This is a genomic window from Bacillus sp. SIMBA_154, assembly GCF_046536015.1.
Classification (GTDB): domain Bacteria; phylum Bacillota; class Bacilli; order Bacillales; family Bacillaceae; genus Bacillus; species Bacillus pumilus_P.
The window spans coordinates 63,644-80,131 of record NZ_JAWJBV010000016.1; the positions used below are offsets into that span (position 1 = coordinate 63,644).

Consider the following 16,488-nt stretch of genomic DNA (forward strand, 5'->3'; position numbering starts at 1 on the left):
TCATTAGCTTGCCGGATGCTTTACCAGCAGCACTTCACATGATACGTTTTCCGATTGTCCCTTTTTGAACAGCATTCACATCTCCAAGTATCTTGGCTGATTTATAAAGCGCAGAACGGATTTTATTGATCTTCATGTACATTACCCCTTTAGCTTAATTTTTAAGCCTACTTTCAACATCGAACAGTCGTTTATTCAGTAGTTCTGTTTTGTTGTCTACATTCTGAATTTGTTTCAGGTGCGCTGTAATATCTTTAGGTTGATTTTCTTCAAGTCTATCTAATTTAACATTGATTTGATTGAATTCTTTTTTTGTATCTTCTCTGAATTCGTTCATATCATCTTTAAATGATTTCAAATCAGAAGCTAAGCCGTCAACCTTCTTATCAATTTTCTTTATCTCATGAAGTATAGCTTGAAGCATATTGTTTTCCATTTTGTTTCACCTCTAGTCTGATTGTATCACCATTGCAATTGTTTTGTTTAATAAAAGGCGCAATTAACCCTTGTCTTTTTTATTAAGGTGATCTTTGATTATTTTTTCGAGTCCGTCAATTTGTTTTAGGGCATTCACTAGAATATCATCTTTTTCATCATCTTCAATACCTTGTCCGTCAATCGCTGTGTAGTGAACATCTTCTCTTTGATTTATTTCCTTCGCTATCTCTTTATAATGCTCTTCTCCTCTGAGGAGGTAATCCGTTGTAACTTCAAAGAAGTCTGCAATTTTAATTAATGTATCATAATCAGGTTGACGATATCCTCGTTCATAATTCGCATAAGTCGCTCTATGAATTCCTATTTTTTCTGACATTTGCTCCTGGGTTAACTTTTTACTTTTTCTAAGCTTGATCAAACGATCTTCAAACACACAAACACCTCATTTCATATTCATTATAACGTTTCTATGTGAAACAAACAATTTCATAATTCATCAAAAAAACGTTGACAATGTTTCTTATTGAATATAATATAGAGTCAAATGATTAGTTAAGAAACAATTCACCTTATTTTATTTCGAATCGAAACATTCGAGGGGGAGGTAAGACAATTGAACCATATCACAATCGTTCAAACGGAATTCAACACACAAGAAATCAATAATCTTTACTCAGCAATCATCGTTAAAGAAGGTTATGCAGTAGGGGAGTGTGATGGCCAGATTGTTCTAGCTGAAATCACTCAACGAACTGACGGTAACTACGATGAGGGAACGATTTGGTATATAGGAAGAAACGTTCCATACGCAGACTTAGAAACGCTTGCTGAGGTCGTTACGCATTTATTGAAGCAAATCACGCTTTGGGAAGTCTTAACCGATTTGAGGATATTAGAACCGAAGAATCAAGAAACAGAATTTGATTGTATAATCCTTGATCCAACTAAACCAATTACAAAGGGGAAATGAACATGTTAAACAATGTGAATCCAAACTGGAAACTATCTGTAGGTCAAAGAGTACAAACGTTATACGGACTAGGAACAATTGAAGAAGTACATAGCAATGATCAATATGGAGTCGCTGATGATGAGTACAACATGCTTGATATTTATGGTCGTGAAGAGTTAGCTGTAGTGGGTTTAAATTAATGGGGAAGCTGTTTAGAAGGTTCATAGATGAGTTACTATTTGTAACAATCATGAGCACATTAGGGCTATTCCTACTGCTCATGATCGTCATTTCTAGTTGATTAGAAAAGTGTTGGCGCACTATCTAATCTGATGGGTTGGTACAAATCCCATGATACCAGCCCATTCTAACTTATTTTTAATCTATATTCAATAGGACGCATTGCGACCTCATTTAAACATAGGTCGTGGTTTTTTCGAGGTAAGTAAAGTTTACCTCACTTAACTGAATAGAATCAGTCTATACTCCTGGATCAAGGTGTTGTCTTTAGTGATGCCTTAAGGGTAAGACTGTCGTGGAATGCGCTAACACACGTTAAACTTGAAAGGGTAGTGACTCAGCCGATGCGATAAATGAGGATAGGATACCACTGTGCTTCCCTATTTGCACATGTATCTGAAAGGCGAAAGCTGCCATTAAGTGCTGTACGAAGGATGGGTGTATCGTTTCTGACGATGCAGGACAAGCCACAAGTAGGAGAGTCCATATATGGGCTCTCTGAAACTGTTAGGGACACTTGACACAGTAGGATTGTTTGGGGAATAACCAACGGCAAATAGGGTGACACATACGGATACCATAAGCTTGATACACTATCAAGATGATCAGTCGCCTGTCTGAGTTTGTTTATTTTTTTACAAGCAAATTCAGGCAGACAACTTGTCCAGCCGTTGTCCATTGCTTTCAACCTATCAAGCCAAAAAGCAAACGACAAGTCAAGACTAATAGTGAAAATAAATGTGCAGATGTCTGCACGTATCAAACAGGAGGAAACAAAATGGATTACTTAGGTTTACTGTTACTATTTGTGGCATTAGCATACCTCACTACATCATATACAGCCTATAGAGAAATTAGGGAGAAGAACGTAAAAGTGAGGTTTACTATTAACAATGTGTTCTTCTTTTTAATGATCCCAATTAGAGTTAGTATCATCAATTTGAAAATGGCATATCGCTTTTACAGAGAAGGACGGAACAGTGAGGCAAGACTTCTTTTCAGTTTAGCTACCTACAAAATATCTTCGGGTGTAGCAATCTATTTAGAGGTCATGGCTCACTCATCTATAGTAAGAGAAAATGAAATGATTTAACGAACCCATATTTGGGGCGGTTGATTAGAGCACCTGTCAGTATGATAGGAACACTATGCCGGTCACCACTATCATTTTAAATGAGGGTATTACATAAATACCTCCCGTCATTTGAAATGACACCAGCTTATATCAAAACGCAAAACTTCGTTGTGACTAAACGCAATTTTACGTTCAGTCGTTTAAAACTAAGGTATTCTTTTCATTCTATCTAAATTCTCTGTATAATTAAGGAAATAAAATTTGGGGGGATTAAAAGTGAAAATACTTAGCTTTAAATATGAAGATAATAGATTTGAATTATATGCGATGTTTATGGACGATATTTTAAGCTTGGACGATCGTGTTATTCAGTATGATATGCTAATGAAAAGTAAAGCTATACTCAAAATTGCTATAGGTACTATCGATTGTTTAAAAATAGAAGATTTAAAGCTATTTGAAGAAACCAATTCTGTGTATTGCTCATATACGTTTGGAAAGGGTAACAAGAAAACATCATTACAGCAGAAATAAACTCATATAAGCAAGTAGCTGGGCAGGCCATATTTGAGATTGGTAGACGGTTGAAACATGTGAAAGAGAATGATTTGGTACATGGTGAATGGGGAAAGTGGCTGGAGAGTGTTGAAATAGCTCGTTCTTCAGCTAAGAGATTGATACAAGCGTATGACCAATTTGGAAATGGCGCGACGTCGCGCCATTTGCCAACTGGGAAACTTTTCGAAATGCTTTCTCTACCAGCATCTGTGAGTCGTCAAGAATTCATCGACTCATCTCACCATATCCCATCCACAGGTGAAACGAAAACAGTAGATGAAATGACTGTACGGGAACTGCGTGAAGTGAAGAAAGCGTTGAAGGAAGCTGAACAAGATAAGAAAAAGAAAAGGTAACATCCTCTAAAACAGAAAAGGGAATGTTACCTTTTTGTTACCTTTTTGTTTTTAGAAATACAAAAGCCACTCTCGATTATCTCAAGAATGGCTCTGTGTCAATGCTTATCATGTATGGAGCATAGCGGGATCGAACCGCTGACCTCTACGCTGCCAGCGTAGCGCTCTCCCAGCTGAGCTAATGCCCCAGGATGTTTCAACAAATATTATTATATTTAATTCCCCCTTAGAATACAAGGGGGAAGGCTATTTTTTTATTCTTGATGAGAAATCTCTCAATTTTGTATTATGCATTATTTTTAACCTTGGGGACGACTTGGGGACGGAAATTTCCTATCTCTGAATTTGTGTTTCTCAGATGTTTAGGATCAAACTTGTTAAAGTGATTCGCTGCACTCTTTTTCATTTCATCTGTTACATGGCCATATATATCAGATGTTGTTCGGGCGCTAGCGTGTCCTGCACGTCTTTGAATAGCACTTATGCTCTCACCGGCTTCCATCAATAAAGCAACCATAGTGTGACGCAAATCATGTAAACGGATATTTTTTATTCTATACTTTTGTGTAATTCGATTCCATTTGGTCGTTGGTGTTGTAAAGTAATAGGGCTTTCCAAACCCACTGTGAAAGATGTATTGATGATCTCCACCCTCCCAGGCATCTTTTAGCTTTTCCTTCTCTCTTTTCCACATATGATAGTATAGAGACAATTCATTCATATACCAATCTGGCATCTGAACAAATCGTTTTGAACTTTTTGACTTAGGGTCTTTCACATGCGGTTTACCTTGAATGGTCTTTGAAAGAGATCGGTTTATTCTAAATCCACCAGCATCCCAATCCACGTCTAAATGCCATTCAAGCGCTAGACCTTCGCCTCGTCTCAATCCTCCTATCATCGCTGCTAAGAAATAAAGTCTCCATTTAATATCAACTTCTTCATATAGAATCTTAATACATTGAGCAGCTTCATCAGCTTCAAAATAGTTCATTTCCTTCTTCTCGTTGATTGGCAAGGGCAATCCCTTCATTGGATCAATCTTGATAATCTTCCATTCTTCGGCTGCGGTTTTAAAAACCACCTGTAGTAATTTAAAAATATCTAATATTGTTCTTTCTCCTAACCCCCCTGGCTTACCATCTTTTCTCGCACCATCCTTTGATAAATCATCTAAAAAGTCTACGATATGTAAACTCTTTATTCGTTCTATCCTCATATGTCCAAAAACGGGGAGGATATGATTTTTTAAGTGACGCCAATAAACGTCTGATGTTGTCAAAGAGTAAGGTTTTCCGCTCTTTTGATAGAGCTTTTTTTCTTTCCACTTAGCGATAAAAGATTCAAATGTTAATTTTTCAGGTTCTATGTATTCTCCAGAATTGACTTCCATCTTGAACTGATAAAGCTGATCAGAGAGGTACTCCTGTAATTTTCTTTTTGTTTTTAACAGTTTATGATCTTCTATACGAATAGTTTTATATTTTCTTAACCTTTTTCCATTAGCATCATATCCAGTTTCAACAACTAATCTAAAAGAATTACTACCTCTTTTTTCAATGCTAGCCATATAAAACGCTCCTTGTCTGAGAAAAAAATTTTTGATAATAAAGGTTTAAACGGTGACTTGCAAATTCAGGAGTAACCTTAAAAATATTAGAAACTTTCAAGATAGCTAGTTCAGGTTCTTTGGGTAAATCCAAATCTATTAACATGAATGTTGGAATGCAAAAATGATAAGCAAAATAATTTGCTTGTCTTTCTTGATAGATATTCCATAAAGTTTTAGTCAGATGAAAATTAGAGAATTTGCTAGATTGTCTAACAATATGGCAAAGTTCATGAGCGAAATCCTGCCATTGTTCTACTTTAGATAGATTTTTATTTAGAAAAATAGTGTACAGGTTGTTAATCTCTACATAATGACTCGTGTCATTAACATAAAATATCCAAATGTCTAGGTCATTAGCTATTTTGTGTTTATCTAATTGTGAAGGATCAGTGATGCCAATATTACTAAGGAATGACTCAATCCAATCTTCTAGATGACTATTTATATACCTCAATGTGAATTAGCCCCTTTCTATAATGAGAATACAATTGAATGAATTAGAAACGTATGTTCTGTTTTTATTTAAAAATAAAAGCCCAATAAGGGCATTTTTTATTTAGTTTTAAAGAATAGTTTACCTGTTGTAGATATACTTTTATAAGCTATTAAAAAGTCATCTCCTTTTTTCACTTGGTTCACTATATAACCTTCAAGAGAACCGCCATTATAAACTTCTCCTTTAAAGTCCTTTGGAGCTACAAAACCTAATTCCTGTGTGTAAGGAGATCCATCACTAGTAAAAAAATCGAAGTTAAGGATCGGGGTGAATAGAAGAGGTTCATCATCAGTTTCAGAATCTGTCATCTTCACTTTGACCTTAACAAGTGCCCATTCAAAACCCTTTTTAGGTTTATCAACTGTGCTATTCCTGTCATATAAAACATCAAATGCTTTATCTCCCCGTATAACCTCTTCTACGTTCATTTTTAATTCAGCAGCAAATTCGTTATCTGAAGTACTTATGTAATCGTTGAAATATATTGGTTCTTTAATAGGTATGGGAGCGGTTCGTGTTCCATCTGCTTCTTTTTTAGTTTTCTTCTTAGCAGATGACCCCTCATTAGATTCCTGTTTATCGCTCTTTTCATTTGATTCATTTACTTTAGCACTTTGTGCATTACAAGCAGCTAAAGAAGTTGATATTAAAACAATAAGTAAGTAAAAAAAAGTCTTTTTCAAAATAAGGACCCCCTTCAAGAAATATCATGCATGTATGAAAGTAATTGAAGTGTTTTTATTTAATCACCATTGAAGTCATTTTGCTTATCCCCTGGTTTACGACCTTCCTGGAGTCTTAGTGCTCTTTCAATTCTTTCAATTCTCTTTTCTATATCTGTATTTCCATCACTTGCAGCAGTAGACGCGTTGCCTGATCTCAGAAGTTGTTCTGCTTCATACCGATAATCTTTTCCAGTTAGCAAATAATCTGTAGATACCCCAAAAACCTCAGCGATCTTCACAATTTCAATATCAGTTAAAGGACGTGTTCCTTTTTCTATTCTGTTCATTACACTGACATTCATATTGATTTTTTGAGCCAACTCTTTTTGGTTCCACTGTTTTTGTTCTCTTAATTTTATTATTCTTTCGCCTACAGCCAGCATCTTTAATCACCAACTTTCTATATTAGCAATATAAATCTTAACATTTTTCCAATGTAGAAAAAAATAAATTGCTAAATTAGAAATAAAACAGTTGAAATTTCTTTTTTAGAAATGTATTATTGAATCAACAACAAGATTTCTAAAACAGAAATCGGGAGGAGGGAAATATGTTAGATTTAAAATTTGTCAAATCGAGACGTAATGTCAAACAAATTAATTTACAACAAATGGCCAAGGCATTAGGATTCAAAAATGCCTCAACATATATGAAATATGAGACAGGAGAATATGCCTTTAAAGCAAACCATCTCCCAATCTTGGCTAAAGAATTAGACTGTGACATTAAGGATTTCTTTCGGAAATAAATTTCTTAAATAGAAATTGAATTTAATGACTAGGAGAGATAAGATATGCCAACAAAATCAACTATGAGTGTTCAAGAAACGGCTGATTTTCTTGGAGTACATCACGACACTGTTTACACAATGGTGAAAGAGCGGCAAATACCATTCTTCCGAGTAAGGAAAAGAATTTTCTTTACACGAGAAGTTCTAGAAGAATGGCAAATGTCACAAATGGAATCCAACTTTCAGCCAGTGAATGATTAAGAATTTACCACCTTAGAATACAGCGGATATATGAGATTTGCTGTTCCAATTCGGAACATGTTCCAGATAGGAACATTGAGAGGGGGTGGAGAGGTTTTGAAGTTGGGTGTGGTGCTTCGTAAAGCGCGATTGCAGGCAGGCATTTCCCAAGAACGACTTGCTGAAATGCTTAGCCGCTCTCGCAGTTGCATATCAAAGATCGAAAATGATCAGAAGGTGCTTGATGTACCTACATATGTAAGGTGGATGGAAGCCACAAACGCTAAAGAAGCAATGATTGCTACATTATGCGGCATTGATCCACTGGCAGTCACACAGCAAATAACGGCCATTATGGCTTTGTTTGGAGGATGAAGATGAAGAAACGAAAATCGATTTTCAAAAACATCAATAACGATGGAATAACAAGAGAAATGATCTGCATCGAAACATTGCAAAAACGATTGATGAAAGCTTTAAAGAAAGGTGATACCGATACGGCATTAGCAACTCATCAAGATATATCTAAATCTTTAAAAGAAATCAAGCGCTATGAAAAACAAGCAAAGGTGCAATTGTTGATGTCAGCTGCAAAGATTACGCCAGTAACATATCCAAAATCACTAAGAAACAAAATGAAAGGGTTGATTTAGATGAAGTATTTGTTCACAGCAAGTTGCTTAATGAAGGCGAAAGATATCGTGAAAGAATGTCAGATGCGTCATACAGAGGAAGGGCTCATTTTATTAGCCGCTACGGAATTACAGATCAGATCGGAAATAGAAAACAGAAAAAAGCAGCAAGCTCCTACACTCACTGCTTAGTTCATGAATAACGAATTGATCAATATGAATTATGTCGCTCTTTAAAGAGCACGACAAGTTTTATTCTTGTCGTCCGGCTTGCGGATGGACAATGCACACACACACCCCATCCCCTCAATTCATGCACCATCTGCAGTCGGACGATGCGAATAAGCATCAATAAATAATAGGAGGAAAAAGTAATGAGAGAAAAACCTGTTATTCAACCTTTTTCAGAAAGACGTGGCGATCAAGTCCGTTTAGCGAAAGTTGGAGGAAAAATTGTGATTACTTTTCATGGGGAACCTATTTTCTTTTTCCCTAATCAAGAGTCGTATGAAGAATATAAAAAGCTCACTGCTGATGCGATCCGAAGAAAGGTTGGTGTTTTAGCATGAACATTGAACATCCAATGATTACTCAAATAAATGCTACTGGTTATCCAAAAGGAATTGAAGTGGTTGATGTCGTTGGAACTGACTACTTTGGGGATGAGATTTTTTCTAATGATGAGTATGTCATTGATGAGAATGTTGGGGAAATGATTCTAGTTGATAACTTGGAACGCTATCTGAAGGAGCAACTGGATTTCACCTTTGTGAATACAAAATAAAAAGGTCCACTCCCACAAGTGAACCAATTACAAAAAAAGAAAATAAAAGTGTCAACCCCTATTATAGCAGGTTGGCACTGTAAATCAATGGAGGCTTGTTCATGACCAAAAATATCAGGTTGGCAGAACTCCATCTATCAAACTTCAAGGGTGTAAAATCATTCACCCTTGAAACAGGTGGAGGAAGCGCAAAGGTCTATGGTGATAACGCTACAGGCAAAACAACGTTGTTTGATGCTTTCATGTGGCTGCTCTTTGATAAAGACAGTCAAAACAAAAAAGACTTTGAGATCAAGACGCTCTCAAAGGATAACAAAGCGGTCAGTGGCATTGATCACGAAGTATCAGCTGTCCTACTGATCGATGGTAAATCCGTTGAATTGAAAAAGGTCTATTCAGAGAAATGGATCAAGAAACGGGGATCAGCAAAGCAAGTCTTTTCTGGCCATACGACTGACTACTACGTCAATGACGTGCCAGTTAAGAAAAAAGAGTTTGCTGAGAAGGTCAATGACATTATCTCTGAGGACATTTTTAAACTCATTACATCTCCAAGTTACTTCAATGAACAAATGAAGTGGCAGGATCGCCTAAACGTTCTCATGGAGATCGGTGGTGCTGTGACTGATGAGGACGTTATTTCAAAAAACAATTCATTGTCAAAGCTTCAATCGATCTTAGGTGACAAAAGTCTGGATGAGCAAAAGCGCATCCTTACTGAAAAACGTAAAAAGATTAATAAGCTCCTTGAGCAATATCCGGTAAGGATCGATGAAATCAACCGCTCTATTGATGATGTCAGTGATCTTGACCATGAACAACTGAAAGAAGAGCTAAAAGCTCTGGAGTCATCACTTATGGCATTGGAAGAGAAAGTTCGCTCTATCAAAGCAGATGAAGGTGCAGATCGTAAGAAACGCATGCTTCAACTCGAAGGTGAGCTACAGCAAATCAAAAATGAACATGACTCTCAACGGTTTGAGGTCATTAACAAAGAGAAAGAAGCTTACTACAAAGCAAAAAACGATCTTTCTCAAATCCAAAATGATCTCAGTAACTTGATCATGAAGAAGGAGCACTTAACATCTTTTTTATCTCAGATAGATAAAGAACGTGTGGAGTTACGAGAAGAATGGTCTAAAAAAAATGAACAAACGTTTGAGGATCATCAAACAGATTGTCCGACATGCGGACAAGCATTACCGGTTGAAAAATTACAAACTGCTATTGAGAAATTCAATTTACAAAAAAGTGAAGCCCTAGAGCGAATAGTCGATAAGGGGAAACAATTAGGAATTGAATATGACAATAAGCAGACTGAGTTATATGAGGTTGATGAGAAGATTCAGCTTTTGATCATGAAAGAGAAGTTTACGACAGCAGCCGTTGAAAAACTGAAAGAAGATATGGAGCAAGCAGAAGCGTCCATTGCTCCAATTACCAATAATCCAACGTATCAAGCCAAGATCGAAGAGATCGAAAAAATTAAAAGCGAGATCCAGTCAGATGAGCAGGAGACAAGTGGAGCTGTTCAAACGATTAACGAGCAGATCAAGGAAAAAAAGCAAGAAATGAAATTGGTTCTTAATGATCTACTTTGCATTGATAAAGCCAAACAAGCTCTGAAACGGATTGAAGAGCTAAAAAATGAAGAACGAAAAATGGCTGATGAATACAACGATGTAGAGCAGCAGTCATTCCTTATTGAAGAATTCATCCGAACCAAGATGAACCTTATGGAAGAACGGATAAACAGCAAATTCAAATATGCCAGCTTCAAACTCTTTGAGGAACAAGTCAACGGTGGTTTAACAGAAACGTGTGAAACGCTGTATGAAGGTGTGCCTTACTCTAAAGGCTTAAACAATGCGGCACGTATTAATGTCGGTTTAGACATCATTAATACGTTAAATGAGCATTATGGTATTTCTGCGCCGATCTTCGTTGATAACAGTGAGGCGGTCACGAATCTAATCGATGTGAATGCTCAAGTTATTAGCTTGATAGTATCCGAGAAGGACAAGCAGCTGCGAGTTGAAACTGATGACAACTTGTTGACTGTAGATTGTGAGGTGATCGCATGAGTGAAGTGGTAGAGGTGAAAGTTCTTTCAGGAGAAGGATGGGAAGGACTTAGACGTGAAAGGCTGCTTATTGATGGTATAGAGGCTATGAGCGCTGGTCCGCTCTCTGAATGCCCGGAAGATGCAATTTTGGAAAGAGACTTATATGGTCCATCGGATTTTGCTGGAATACTTGAGGCCTTTCTAAGGGAGCATCAAGGTAAAAAGGTCAGATTTATTTATGAGGAGGATACGGATGAGTAATCAGAATCAATTGGCACACGTACAAAAAAATATTACAGATGATGTGAACAATAGTCTAAGCAGGTTAAAAGATGAAGGATTGGTTCTTCCATCTAACTATAATGCTAGCAATGCATTAAAGAGTGCCTTTTTTAAGCTTCAAGAACTGAAGGATAAAGATGGAAGACCCGCATTAGAAAGTTGCTCTCGTGAATCTATTGCTAATTCATTATTGGATATGGTTGTACAAGGTTTAAGCCCTGCAAAAACACAATGTTATTTCATTCCGTACGGGAAACAATTACAACTAAATCGTTCATATTTTGGTACACAAGCAGTCTTGAAACGTTTGACCAATGTTAAGGATATATGGGCAAACGTGATCTTTGAAGGCGATGTATTTGATTATGAGATTGATGGAGGTCGGGAAAAACTTATCAAGCATGAAACGAAGTTTGAAAACAGAGACAAGCCAATCATTGGGGCTTATGCAGTAGTGAAGACCATTGATGATATGGAACTGCTAACCATCATGACAAAAAAAGAAATTGAAACTTCCTGGAGCCAAGCGAAAACAAAAGCGGTTCAGAATAAGTTTCCACAGGAAATGGCCAAAAGAACCGTTATCAATCGTGCGGCTAAGAATTTTATAAACACAAGCGATGACAGTGATCTGCTTGTCCAAGCAATTAATAATTCTACTGAAAATGAGTATGAAAACGAACGGGTAGATGTTACTCCGGATGAAGTGAAAAAAGAAATTAGTGAAAATGCTAATTCAGAAATTATTGATGTTGGTTTCAATGAACCTGAAGAAGATTCAGAACAGCATCAAGAAACACCTGAAATAAAGCAACGTGAAGAGCCTGAGTCACAACCATCAAATGAACATGTTGAAAAGCCGTCTGCATTAAATGAGGAACCACCATTTTGATTGAAATAAACGCTGTCTCATCAAGTAGTAAGGGGAATTGCTATCGGGTGACTGATGGTAAAACCCCGCTCCTTTTGGAGTGTGGTATCACCTTTAAAGTGATGCAACGTGCTTTTGATTTCAATATGAGCTTCGCTGGTTGCCTCATCACTCATGAGCATGGTGATCATTGCAAGGCTTTAAAAGATGTCCTACGTGCAGGAATCGATTGTTATATGTCTCATGGAACGGCAAAAGCTCTTGGAGTGGAAAATCACCACAGAATCAATCTTGTAAAAGCTCGACAGGCGTTTAGGATCGGCACGTGGCTTATTATGCCCTTTGATGTTCAACACGATGTCTCGGAGCCGTATGGTTTCCTATTGGCTAATGAGGACGGAGACAAGCTGCTCTTTGCCACTGACACCTATTACATCAAATACAAGTTTCCTGGACTCACGCACATCATGGTTGAGTGCAATTACTCTGAAGCGATCTTGGATGCAAATATTGAGAATGGTAGCATTCACAAAAGCATGCGTAATCGGCTCATACAGTCGCATTTCAGCTTAGAGAATGTAAAGACATTCCTAGAGGCAAATGACTTGTCAAAAGTGCAGGAAATATGGTTGTTACACCTATCTGACACAAACAGTGATGAGCAACTATTCAAACAAGAAATAGCAAAACAAACAGGAAAGGTTGTCTATGTTCCGAAATGAGCGAGCTTTTTAAAACAGCTTATCCCTATTGTTTTATTACGATGGCCAGATCAGTCGCTCCACAGATGCGGAAAAAGGTATTGGCTATGTATATAAGCACGTACATGGCCAAGTATGAACCGCATCTCGAAGTCATAAAAATTGAAGGCAAATACGCTATTTGTAGGCTCAAACGCAAATAGTTGGGAAGGAGGAATTTGTTTGTCTACTGGATGGATTAAATTACATAGAGCTATTAGGAATCATTGGCTCTATGAAGAAGAAAGAACCTTTTCAAGATATGAGGCATGGCTCGATCTTTTAATGATGGCAAATCATAAAGACGCAAAGGTGAAGCTCGGACTGGAAATAATTCATGTTCCTGAAGGGAGTTTAATCACCTCAGAATTGAAACTAATGGACCGGTGGAAGTGGGGGAAAGCCAAGACTAGAAACTTTCTGAAACTTCTCGAAAACGACGAGATGATTATCAAAAAATCAGACCGCAAGAAAACCACCATAACCATTTGTAATTACAGTGTTTATCAAGAAAAAGAAACCAAGGTTAGACCGAAAGCAGACCACGAGCAGACCGATCATAGACCGATTGCAGACACAAACAAGAATGTAAAGAATTTAAGAAATAAAGAAGAGGAAGAAGAGAGATCGCCAGCAGGAAATGATTCTCCTTTCCAACAAATCGAAGAAAAATACTTGTCTCGAAAAGGTGGATTGATGATAACTCCTGCTGATGTACAGGCCATTGATAGGATCATTCAGGAGCAGATACCCCTTGAAGACATATTGCTGTGGATTGATGAGATTTTTGATCAATACCGACCAAGACATAGAGCGGATGGCATCAAGTCGTTTACTTACCTGGAGAAGGGCATTCTTGATCGGTGGCATGCCAAAAATCAACCTAGCAACATATCTGAATTTAAACCAAAGAGACAACAAGACAACTTATCAGTATTAGAGGCCTATGCAAAAGAAAATGACATTAAATTTGGAGGAGGATGATTAGCATGACCAAAGACCAAGCGATGGCTATCTTAACAAGGATAGCTGCTGCCTATCCTAGATTTGAACTCTCTACAGACGCGATCGGAAAAGAAAGAATCAGGCTTTGGTTAGAGCATTTAACGGCACTTCAATATGAACCTGTTTTAAAAAAGATTGATCAGCACATTGCTGAAAAACGTTTCCCGCCTGTAATCGCAGAGATACAAGTACACCAGCCAGAACCAAATGACTTCATAGAAAAGCAGAAAGAGTGGGAAAAGAATGCAAAATTTGCGAAACAGCGAAGCTGAACAGTTTCTACTGGGTTGCATCATCCTTGAAGGCGATCTAATCAAGGAAACAGCTTTAGAGTCTAAGCATTTTGCTGAAGAGCGTCACAAGCAAATTTTTGAAGCGATGAGGGAAGTGGACAAGCTAGGTAAACAAGTGGAAATGGCCAATATCGCTGCATCTATGGGGGACACTTTAAATGCAGTTGGGGGTTTCGAATACTTAACCAACCTAGCGAGCGCTGTTCCATCTACTCATTCATTTGAAACCTATGAAACATTAATTTACGAGGCTTTTAGACTTAGAGATTTGCAAAGTGCTGCTTTAGCATTTGCCAGTTCCCCTACTGATGAGGGCATCACCGAGCTTTATCAAAAAACAATTGAAGCTCAAGAAGTAGGCGTACGAGAGACTCGGACGAAAATGGATGTATTAACCGAGATTTTCATGAGCATGGAAGAAGATCATGGTGATCTGACTGGAGTCAACACGGGTCTTGCGGATCTTAATGCCATGACAGGCGGTTGGCAAAAGAGTGATTTGATTATTGTGGCTGCTCGTCCATCGATGGGGAAAACAGCGTTCGCTCTTAACCTTGGTTATAATAACGCGCTAAATGGTGGAGTAACCGACATATTTTCACTGGAAATGTCTGATACACAATTAACACACCGTATGTTAAGCAGCATAGGGAGTATTGAAGGCACGAAGTGGAGGAATCCAAAGAGATATTTTAGTGAGGATGATTATGATCGTGCCCATAGTGCGATGGGCGAATATGAAAAGTTAGATATTTATATTCATGATCAGCCTACCCAAACATTAGCTGACATCCGTTCCAGGATAAGAAAAACCAAGAAAGATCATCCTGATCAAGATCATTTAGTCATCATTGATTATCTTCAACTTATCACGCCGATTGGTAAAGCTGAGAGCAAAAACCATGAGGTTGGTGAGATCACGAGAGAACTTAAAAATATGGCTAGAAGTTTCAACGTTCCGATCATCTTGTTATCCCAGCTTTCTCGCGGCGTAGAAAATCGAAATGATAAACGACCTATGATGTCTGATCTGCGAGATTCAGGGAGTATTGAGCAAGATGCTGATATAGTGACTTTCCTTTATCGGGATGATTACTACAACAAACAAAGCGAAGCTAAAAACATTGTTGAAATCATTTTTGCAAAACAACGGAATGGATCAACAGGAACAATAAACGCAGTATTCGTGAAAGAGTACGGGAAGTTTGTAAATCTATCGCGGCAAATGGAAGCCGCAATGTGAAATGAGGAATGAACATGTCAATCAATAGCAATCAGCGCAAACAGTTCTTGCTCAAAGAATTGAAGCGCATTGGATATAAACCGAATGAATTTGAAAGTCTCGAGAAACTATCACTCTATGATCTTGAAATGATAGTCATTTCAGCCAAGAGTGAGCGAGGGAAAAGTATTGAAACATACAATGCCAGGATGGCGATTGAGGAGGAAGCAGAATGATTAAACTACAAATCCAAGACTTTTCAAATGGTAAAGAAGTGAACTTTGAAGCGGATAATTACACTGCTGAAGAAGTCGGTCAGTTGATCACTAAACTAGACATGTACATGCATAGAGGTTCTTTAAATCCAAACGGAAGACAAAGGGCTTCAGCAGTTGCCCCTTCATCAGTTAACAGAGCGATAGAACCAACTCATACTGACAAAGCAACCAATCATAGCAAGCCATTTCATCAAGATCAATCTATGTCTAAGTCAAACGATGAGAAGAAAACTACTCCTGTTCCCACGAAATCAACAGAACCAAAGGGAGTGAGACCAAGATCAACTGCTCTTTTGAATAATGAACGGACTTTGAATGCGAGCATCGGAGAACACGTAAGTGTGATGGACCAAATCGAAAGCATAGCTCTTGTTCAAAAGGAAAATCCAGAACCTGACCGCGTGAAATGTAAGACTAAATTTCAATGCCCTGAGTGTGGATTGAAACAAGACAAACAGGTTAATAAGGGCTTTAGATTCACCGCATGTGACAGCTGTGAAACAAAGGTGAAGATCATGCCTGCTGATCTCAAAAATGGCTGGGATCATGAAGATGAAGAAGGGTACTTGTACCATGCGAAAAGTCGTTATGTTCAAGGAGATGAAAAACTATGAAAATAGCATTCACCGTCTACGGAGAGCCAGTTGCACAGGGGCGTCCAAGAGCTACTCACATGAATGGAATGACGAGATTATACGATCCCAAGAAATCACGAGACTTTAAGCAATACGTGAAGTTGGCAGCAAGTGATCACCGTCCTGATCAACTTCTTACAGGCCCTCTGGAATTGAGGGTTAAAGTTTACAAATCCACATTAAAAAGCTTCAGCAAGAAAAAGGCCGCAGAAGCTGAAAGAGGCGAGCTGAGACCAGCTAAGAAGCCGGATGTTGATAA

Annotated in this window: 28 protein-coding genes and 1 tRNA gene; 22 read left to right on the forward strand and 7 right to left on the reverse strand. The window is 37.9% G+C overall.

The window, feature by feature from the left end:
* Nucleotides 1-154: 154 nt before the first annotated feature.
* Both R0K30_RS17455 and R0K30_RS17460 read right to left on the reverse strand, forming a co-directional pair.
* Nucleotides 155-436, reverse strand: a complete 282-nt coding sequence (locus R0K30_RS17455) for a hypothetical protein (protein WP_106067236.1) — start codon at nucleotides 434-436, stop codon at nucleotides 155-157.
* Between the two features lie 63 nt (nucleotides 437-499).
* Entirely contained in the window at nucleotides 500-871 is a 372-nt protein-coding gene (locus tag R0K30_RS17460) for a helix-turn-helix domain-containing protein (RefSeq protein ID WP_410611950.1), read from the reverse strand.
* Between the two features lie 180 nt (nucleotides 872-1,051).
* Between R0K30_RS17460 and R0K30_RS17465 the strand changes: the two genes are divergently transcribed.
* From R0K30_RS17465 to R0K30_RS17485, 5 genes are all read left to right on the forward strand, one after another.
* Nucleotides 1,052-1,408, forward strand: coding sequence for a hypothetical protein (locus tag R0K30_RS17465; protein ID WP_058838749.1), 357 nt, complete (start codon nucleotides 1,052-1,054; stop codon nucleotides 1,406-1,408).
* Nucleotides 1,409-1,410: 2 nt separating this feature from the next.
* Nucleotides 1,411-1,590: a hypothetical protein gene (locus R0K30_RS17470; protein WP_056704950.1), complete on the forward strand. Its 180-nt coding sequence runs from the start codon at nucleotides 1,411-1,413 to the stop codon at nucleotides 1,588-1,590.
* An 818-nt stretch (nucleotides 1,591-2,408) separates the two neighbouring features.
* Nucleotides 2,409-2,723, forward strand: coding sequence for a hypothetical protein (locus tag R0K30_RS17475; RefSeq protein ID WP_410611953.1), 315 nt, complete (start codon nucleotides 2,409-2,411; stop codon nucleotides 2,721-2,723).
* 258 nt (nucleotides 2,724-2,981) lie between these two features.
* Nucleotides 2,982-3,239, forward strand: coding sequence for a hypothetical protein (locus tag R0K30_RS17480; RefSeq protein ID WP_321999261.1), 258 nt, complete (start codon nucleotides 2,982-2,984; stop codon nucleotides 3,237-3,239).
* A gap of 38 nt (nucleotides 3,240-3,277) precedes the next feature.
* Nucleotides 3,278-3,619, forward strand: coding sequence for a DUF3102 domain-containing protein (locus tag R0K30_RS17485; RefSeq protein ID WP_410611993.1), 342 nt, complete (start codon nucleotides 3,278-3,280; stop codon nucleotides 3,617-3,619).
* A gap of 115 nt (nucleotides 3,620-3,734) precedes the next feature.
* Here the strand turns inward: R0K30_RS17485 and R0K30_RS17490 are convergent.
* The 5 genes from R0K30_RS17490 to R0K30_RS17510 all read right to left on the reverse strand — a co-directional run bounded on the left by R0K30_RS17490 (nucleotide 3,735) and on the right by R0K30_RS17510 (nucleotide 6,835).
* A tRNA-Ala gene (locus tag R0K30_RS17490) sits at nucleotides 3,735-3,807 on the reverse strand.
* A gap of 98 nt (nucleotides 3,808-3,905) precedes the next feature.
* Entirely contained in the window at nucleotides 3,906-5,189 is a 1,284-nt protein-coding gene (locus R0K30_RS17495) for a tyrosine-type recombinase/integrase (RefSeq protein ID WP_165379112.1), read from the reverse strand.
* Entirely contained in the window at nucleotides 5,182-5,685 is a 504-nt protein-coding gene (locus R0K30_RS17500) for an ImmA/IrrE family metallo-endopeptidase (RefSeq protein ID WP_410611956.1), read from the reverse strand. The genes R0K30_RS17495 and R0K30_RS17500 overlap by 8 nt, the downstream gene beginning before the upstream one ends.
* Nucleotides 5,686-5,783: 98 nt before the next feature.
* On the reverse strand, nucleotides 5,784-6,410 hold the full coding sequence (locus R0K30_RS17505) for a DUF4352 domain-containing protein (RefSeq protein ID WP_061409416.1): 627 nt from the start codon (nucleotides 6,408-6,410) through the stop codon (nucleotides 5,784-5,786).
* A 59-nt stretch (nucleotides 6,411-6,469) separates the two neighbouring features.
* The gene (locus R0K30_RS17510; RefSeq protein ID WP_061409413.1) at nucleotides 6,470-6,835 is read right to left on the reverse strand and encodes a helix-turn-helix domain-containing protein; all 366 of its coding nucleotides are present in this window, start codon (nucleotides 6,833-6,835) and stop codon (nucleotides 6,470-6,472) included.
* 167 nt (nucleotides 6,836-7,002) lie between these two features.
* Here R0K30_RS17510 and R0K30_RS17515 point away from each other — a divergent pair, with 167 nt between their 5' ends.
* From R0K30_RS17515 to R0K30_RS17595, 17 genes are all read left to right on the forward strand, one after another.
* Nucleotides 7,003-7,200: a helix-turn-helix domain-containing protein gene (locus tag R0K30_RS17515; RefSeq protein ID WP_061409411.1), complete on the forward strand. Its 198-nt coding sequence runs from the start codon at nucleotides 7,003-7,005 to the stop codon at nucleotides 7,198-7,200.
* A gap of 45 nt (nucleotides 7,201-7,245) precedes the next feature.
* Nucleotides 7,246-7,443, forward strand: a complete 198-nt coding sequence (locus R0K30_RS17520) for a helix-turn-helix domain-containing protein (protein WP_061409410.1) — start codon at nucleotides 7,246-7,248, stop codon at nucleotides 7,441-7,443.
* Nucleotides 7,444-7,539: 96 nt separating this feature from the next.
* The gene (locus R0K30_RS17525) at nucleotides 7,540-7,797 is read left to right on the forward strand and encodes a helix-turn-helix domain-containing protein (RefSeq protein ID WP_260859064.1); all 258 of its coding nucleotides are present in this window, start codon (nucleotides 7,540-7,542) and stop codon (nucleotides 7,795-7,797) included.
* A gap of 2 nt (nucleotides 7,798-7,799) precedes the next feature.
* Nucleotides 7,800-8,075, forward strand: a complete 276-nt coding sequence (locus R0K30_RS17530) for a hypothetical protein (protein WP_410611961.1) — start codon at nucleotides 7,800-7,802, stop codon at nucleotides 8,073-8,075.
* A complete protein-coding gene (locus tag R0K30_RS17535; RefSeq protein ID WP_410611963.1) occupies nucleotides 8,076-8,246 on the forward strand; it encodes a hypothetical protein in 171 nt (56 codons plus the stop codon).
* A gap of 182 nt (nucleotides 8,247-8,428) precedes the next feature.
* Entirely contained in the window at nucleotides 8,429-8,623 is a 195-nt protein-coding gene (locus R0K30_RS17540; RefSeq protein ID WP_410611965.1) for a hypothetical protein, read from the forward strand.
* Entirely contained in the window at nucleotides 8,620-8,838 is a 219-nt protein-coding gene (locus R0K30_RS17545) for a YqaI family protein (protein WP_410611967.1), read from the forward strand. The genes R0K30_RS17540 and R0K30_RS17545 overlap by 4 nt, the downstream gene beginning before the upstream one ends.
* 101 nt (nucleotides 8,839-8,939) lie before the next feature.
* Nucleotides 8,940-10,922, forward strand: coding sequence for an AAA family ATPase (locus R0K30_RS17550; RefSeq protein WP_410611969.1), 1,983 nt, complete (start codon nucleotides 8,940-8,942; stop codon nucleotides 10,920-10,922).
* The gene (locus R0K30_RS17555; protein ID WP_410611971.1) at nucleotides 10,919-11,164 is read left to right on the forward strand and encodes a hypothetical protein; all 246 of its coding nucleotides are present in this window, start codon (nucleotides 10,919-10,921) and stop codon (nucleotides 11,162-11,164) included. Before R0K30_RS17550 ends, R0K30_RS17555 begins: the two co-directional genes overlap by 4 nt.
* Nucleotides 11,157-12,077 (forward strand): recombinase RecT, encoded by a 921-nt coding sequence (locus tag R0K30_RS17560; RefSeq protein WP_410611973.1) that lies wholly within the window; start codon nucleotides 11,157-11,159, stop codon nucleotides 12,075-12,077. Before R0K30_RS17555 ends, R0K30_RS17560 begins: the two co-directional genes overlap by 8 nt.
* Entirely contained in the window at nucleotides 12,074-12,778 is a 705-nt protein-coding gene (locus R0K30_RS17565; RefSeq protein WP_410611975.1) for an MBL fold metallo-hydrolase, read from the forward strand. The genes R0K30_RS17560 and R0K30_RS17565 overlap by 4 nt, the downstream gene beginning before the upstream one ends.
* Nucleotides 12,779-12,979: 201 nt before the next feature.
* Nucleotides 12,980-13,780, forward strand: coding sequence for a hypothetical protein (locus tag R0K30_RS17570; RefSeq protein WP_410611977.1), 801 nt, complete (start codon nucleotides 12,980-12,982; stop codon nucleotides 13,778-13,780).
* A 5-nt stretch (nucleotides 13,781-13,785) separates the two neighbouring features.
* On the forward strand, nucleotides 13,786-14,073 hold the full coding sequence (locus tag R0K30_RS17575) for a replicative helicase loader/inhibitor (RefSeq protein ID WP_410611979.1): 288 nt from the start codon (nucleotides 13,786-13,788) through the stop codon (nucleotides 14,071-14,073).
* Nucleotides 14,045-15,337, forward strand: coding sequence for a replicative DNA helicase (gene dnaB, locus R0K30_RS17580; RefSeq protein WP_410611981.1), 1,293 nt, complete (start codon nucleotides 14,045-14,047; stop codon nucleotides 15,335-15,337). Before R0K30_RS17575 ends, dnaB begins: the two co-directional genes overlap by 29 nt.
* A gap of 14 nt (nucleotides 15,338-15,351) precedes the next feature.
* Nucleotides 15,352-15,552: a hypothetical protein gene (locus R0K30_RS17585; protein ID WP_410611983.1), complete on the forward strand. Its 201-nt coding sequence runs from the start codon at nucleotides 15,352-15,354 to the stop codon at nucleotides 15,550-15,552.
* Complete coding sequence (locus tag R0K30_RS17590) at nucleotides 15,549-16,208, forward strand: hypothetical protein (protein WP_410611985.1); 660 nt, start codon at nucleotides 15,549-15,551, stop codon at nucleotides 16,206-16,208. Before R0K30_RS17585 ends, R0K30_RS17590 begins: the two co-directional genes overlap by 4 nt.
* Nucleotides 16,205-16,488: RusA family crossover junction endodeoxyribonuclease (locus tag R0K30_RS17595; RefSeq protein WP_410611987.1), on the forward strand; the 284-nt coding region annotated here is incomplete at its 3' end. The genes R0K30_RS17590 and R0K30_RS17595, both read left to right, overlap by 4 nt.

Excerpts from the sequence above, each read along its gene's own strand:
- R0K30_RS17495 (WP_165379112.1), bottom strand. The coding sequence starts at position 5,189 with ATGGCTAGCATTGAAAAAAGAGGTAGTAATTCTTTTAGATTAGTTGTT.
- R0K30_RS17590 (WP_410611985.1), top strand. The coding sequence starts at position 15,549 with ATGATTAAACTACAAATCCAAGACTTTTCAAATGGTAAAGAAGTGAAC.
- R0K30_RS17560 (WP_410611973.1), top strand. The coding sequence starts at position 11,157 with ATGAGTAATCAGAATCAATTGGCACACGTACAAAAAAATATTACAGAT.
- R0K30_RS17530 (WP_410611961.1), top strand. The coding sequence starts at position 7,800 with ATGAAGAAACGAAAATCGATTTTCAAAAACATCAATAACGATGGAATA.
- R0K30_RS17510 (WP_061409413.1), bottom strand. The coding sequence starts at position 6,835 with ATGCTGGCTGTAGGCGAAAGAATAATAAAATTAAGAGAACAAAAACAG.
- R0K30_RS17540 (WP_410611965.1), top strand. The coding sequence starts at position 8,429 with ATGAGAGAAAAACCTGTTATTCAACCTTTTTCAGAAAGACGTGGCGAT.
- R0K30_RS17475 (WP_410611953.1), top strand. The coding sequence starts at position 2,409 with ATGGATTACTTAGGTTTACTGTTACTATTTGTGGCATTAGCATACCTC.
- R0K30_RS17535 (WP_410611963.1), top strand. The coding sequence starts at position 8,076 with ATGAAGTATTTGTTCACAGCAAGTTGCTTAATGAAGGCGAAAGATATC.
- R0K30_RS17545 (WP_410611967.1), top strand. The coding sequence starts at position 8,620 with ATGAACATTGAACATCCAATGATTACTCAAATAAATGCTACTGGTTAT.
- R0K30_RS17555 (WP_410611971.1), top strand. The coding sequence starts at position 10,919 with ATGAGTGAAGTGGTAGAGGTGAAAGTTCTTTCAGGAGAAGGATGGGAA.
- R0K30_RS17575 (WP_410611979.1), top strand. The coding sequence starts at position 13,786 with ATGACCAAAGACCAAGCGATGGCTATCTTAACAAGGATAGCTGCTGCC.
- R0K30_RS17520 (WP_061409410.1), top strand. The coding sequence starts at position 7,246 with ATGCCAACAAAATCAACTATGAGTGTTCAAGAAACGGCTGATTTTCTT.
- R0K30_RS17515 (WP_061409411.1), top strand. The coding sequence starts at position 7,003 with ATGTTAGATTTAAAATTTGTCAAATCGAGACGTAATGTCAAACAAATT.
- R0K30_RS17585 (WP_410611983.1), top strand. The coding sequence starts at position 15,352 with ATGTCAATCAATAGCAATCAGCGCAAACAGTTCTTGCTCAAAGAATTG.
- dnaB (WP_410611981.1), top strand. The coding sequence starts at position 14,045 with ATGCAAAATTTGCGAAACAGCGAAGCTGAACAGTTTCTACTGGGTTGC.
- R0K30_RS17455 (WP_106067236.1), bottom strand. The coding sequence starts at position 436 with ATGGAAAACAATATGCTTCAAGCTATACTTCATGAGATAAAGAAAATT.
- R0K30_RS17470 (WP_056704950.1), top strand. The coding sequence starts at position 1,411 with ATGTTAAACAATGTGAATCCAAACTGGAAACTATCTGTAGGTCAAAGA.
- R0K30_RS17550 (WP_410611969.1), top strand. The coding sequence starts at position 8,940 with ATGACCAAAAATATCAGGTTGGCAGAACTCCATCTATCAAACTTCAAG.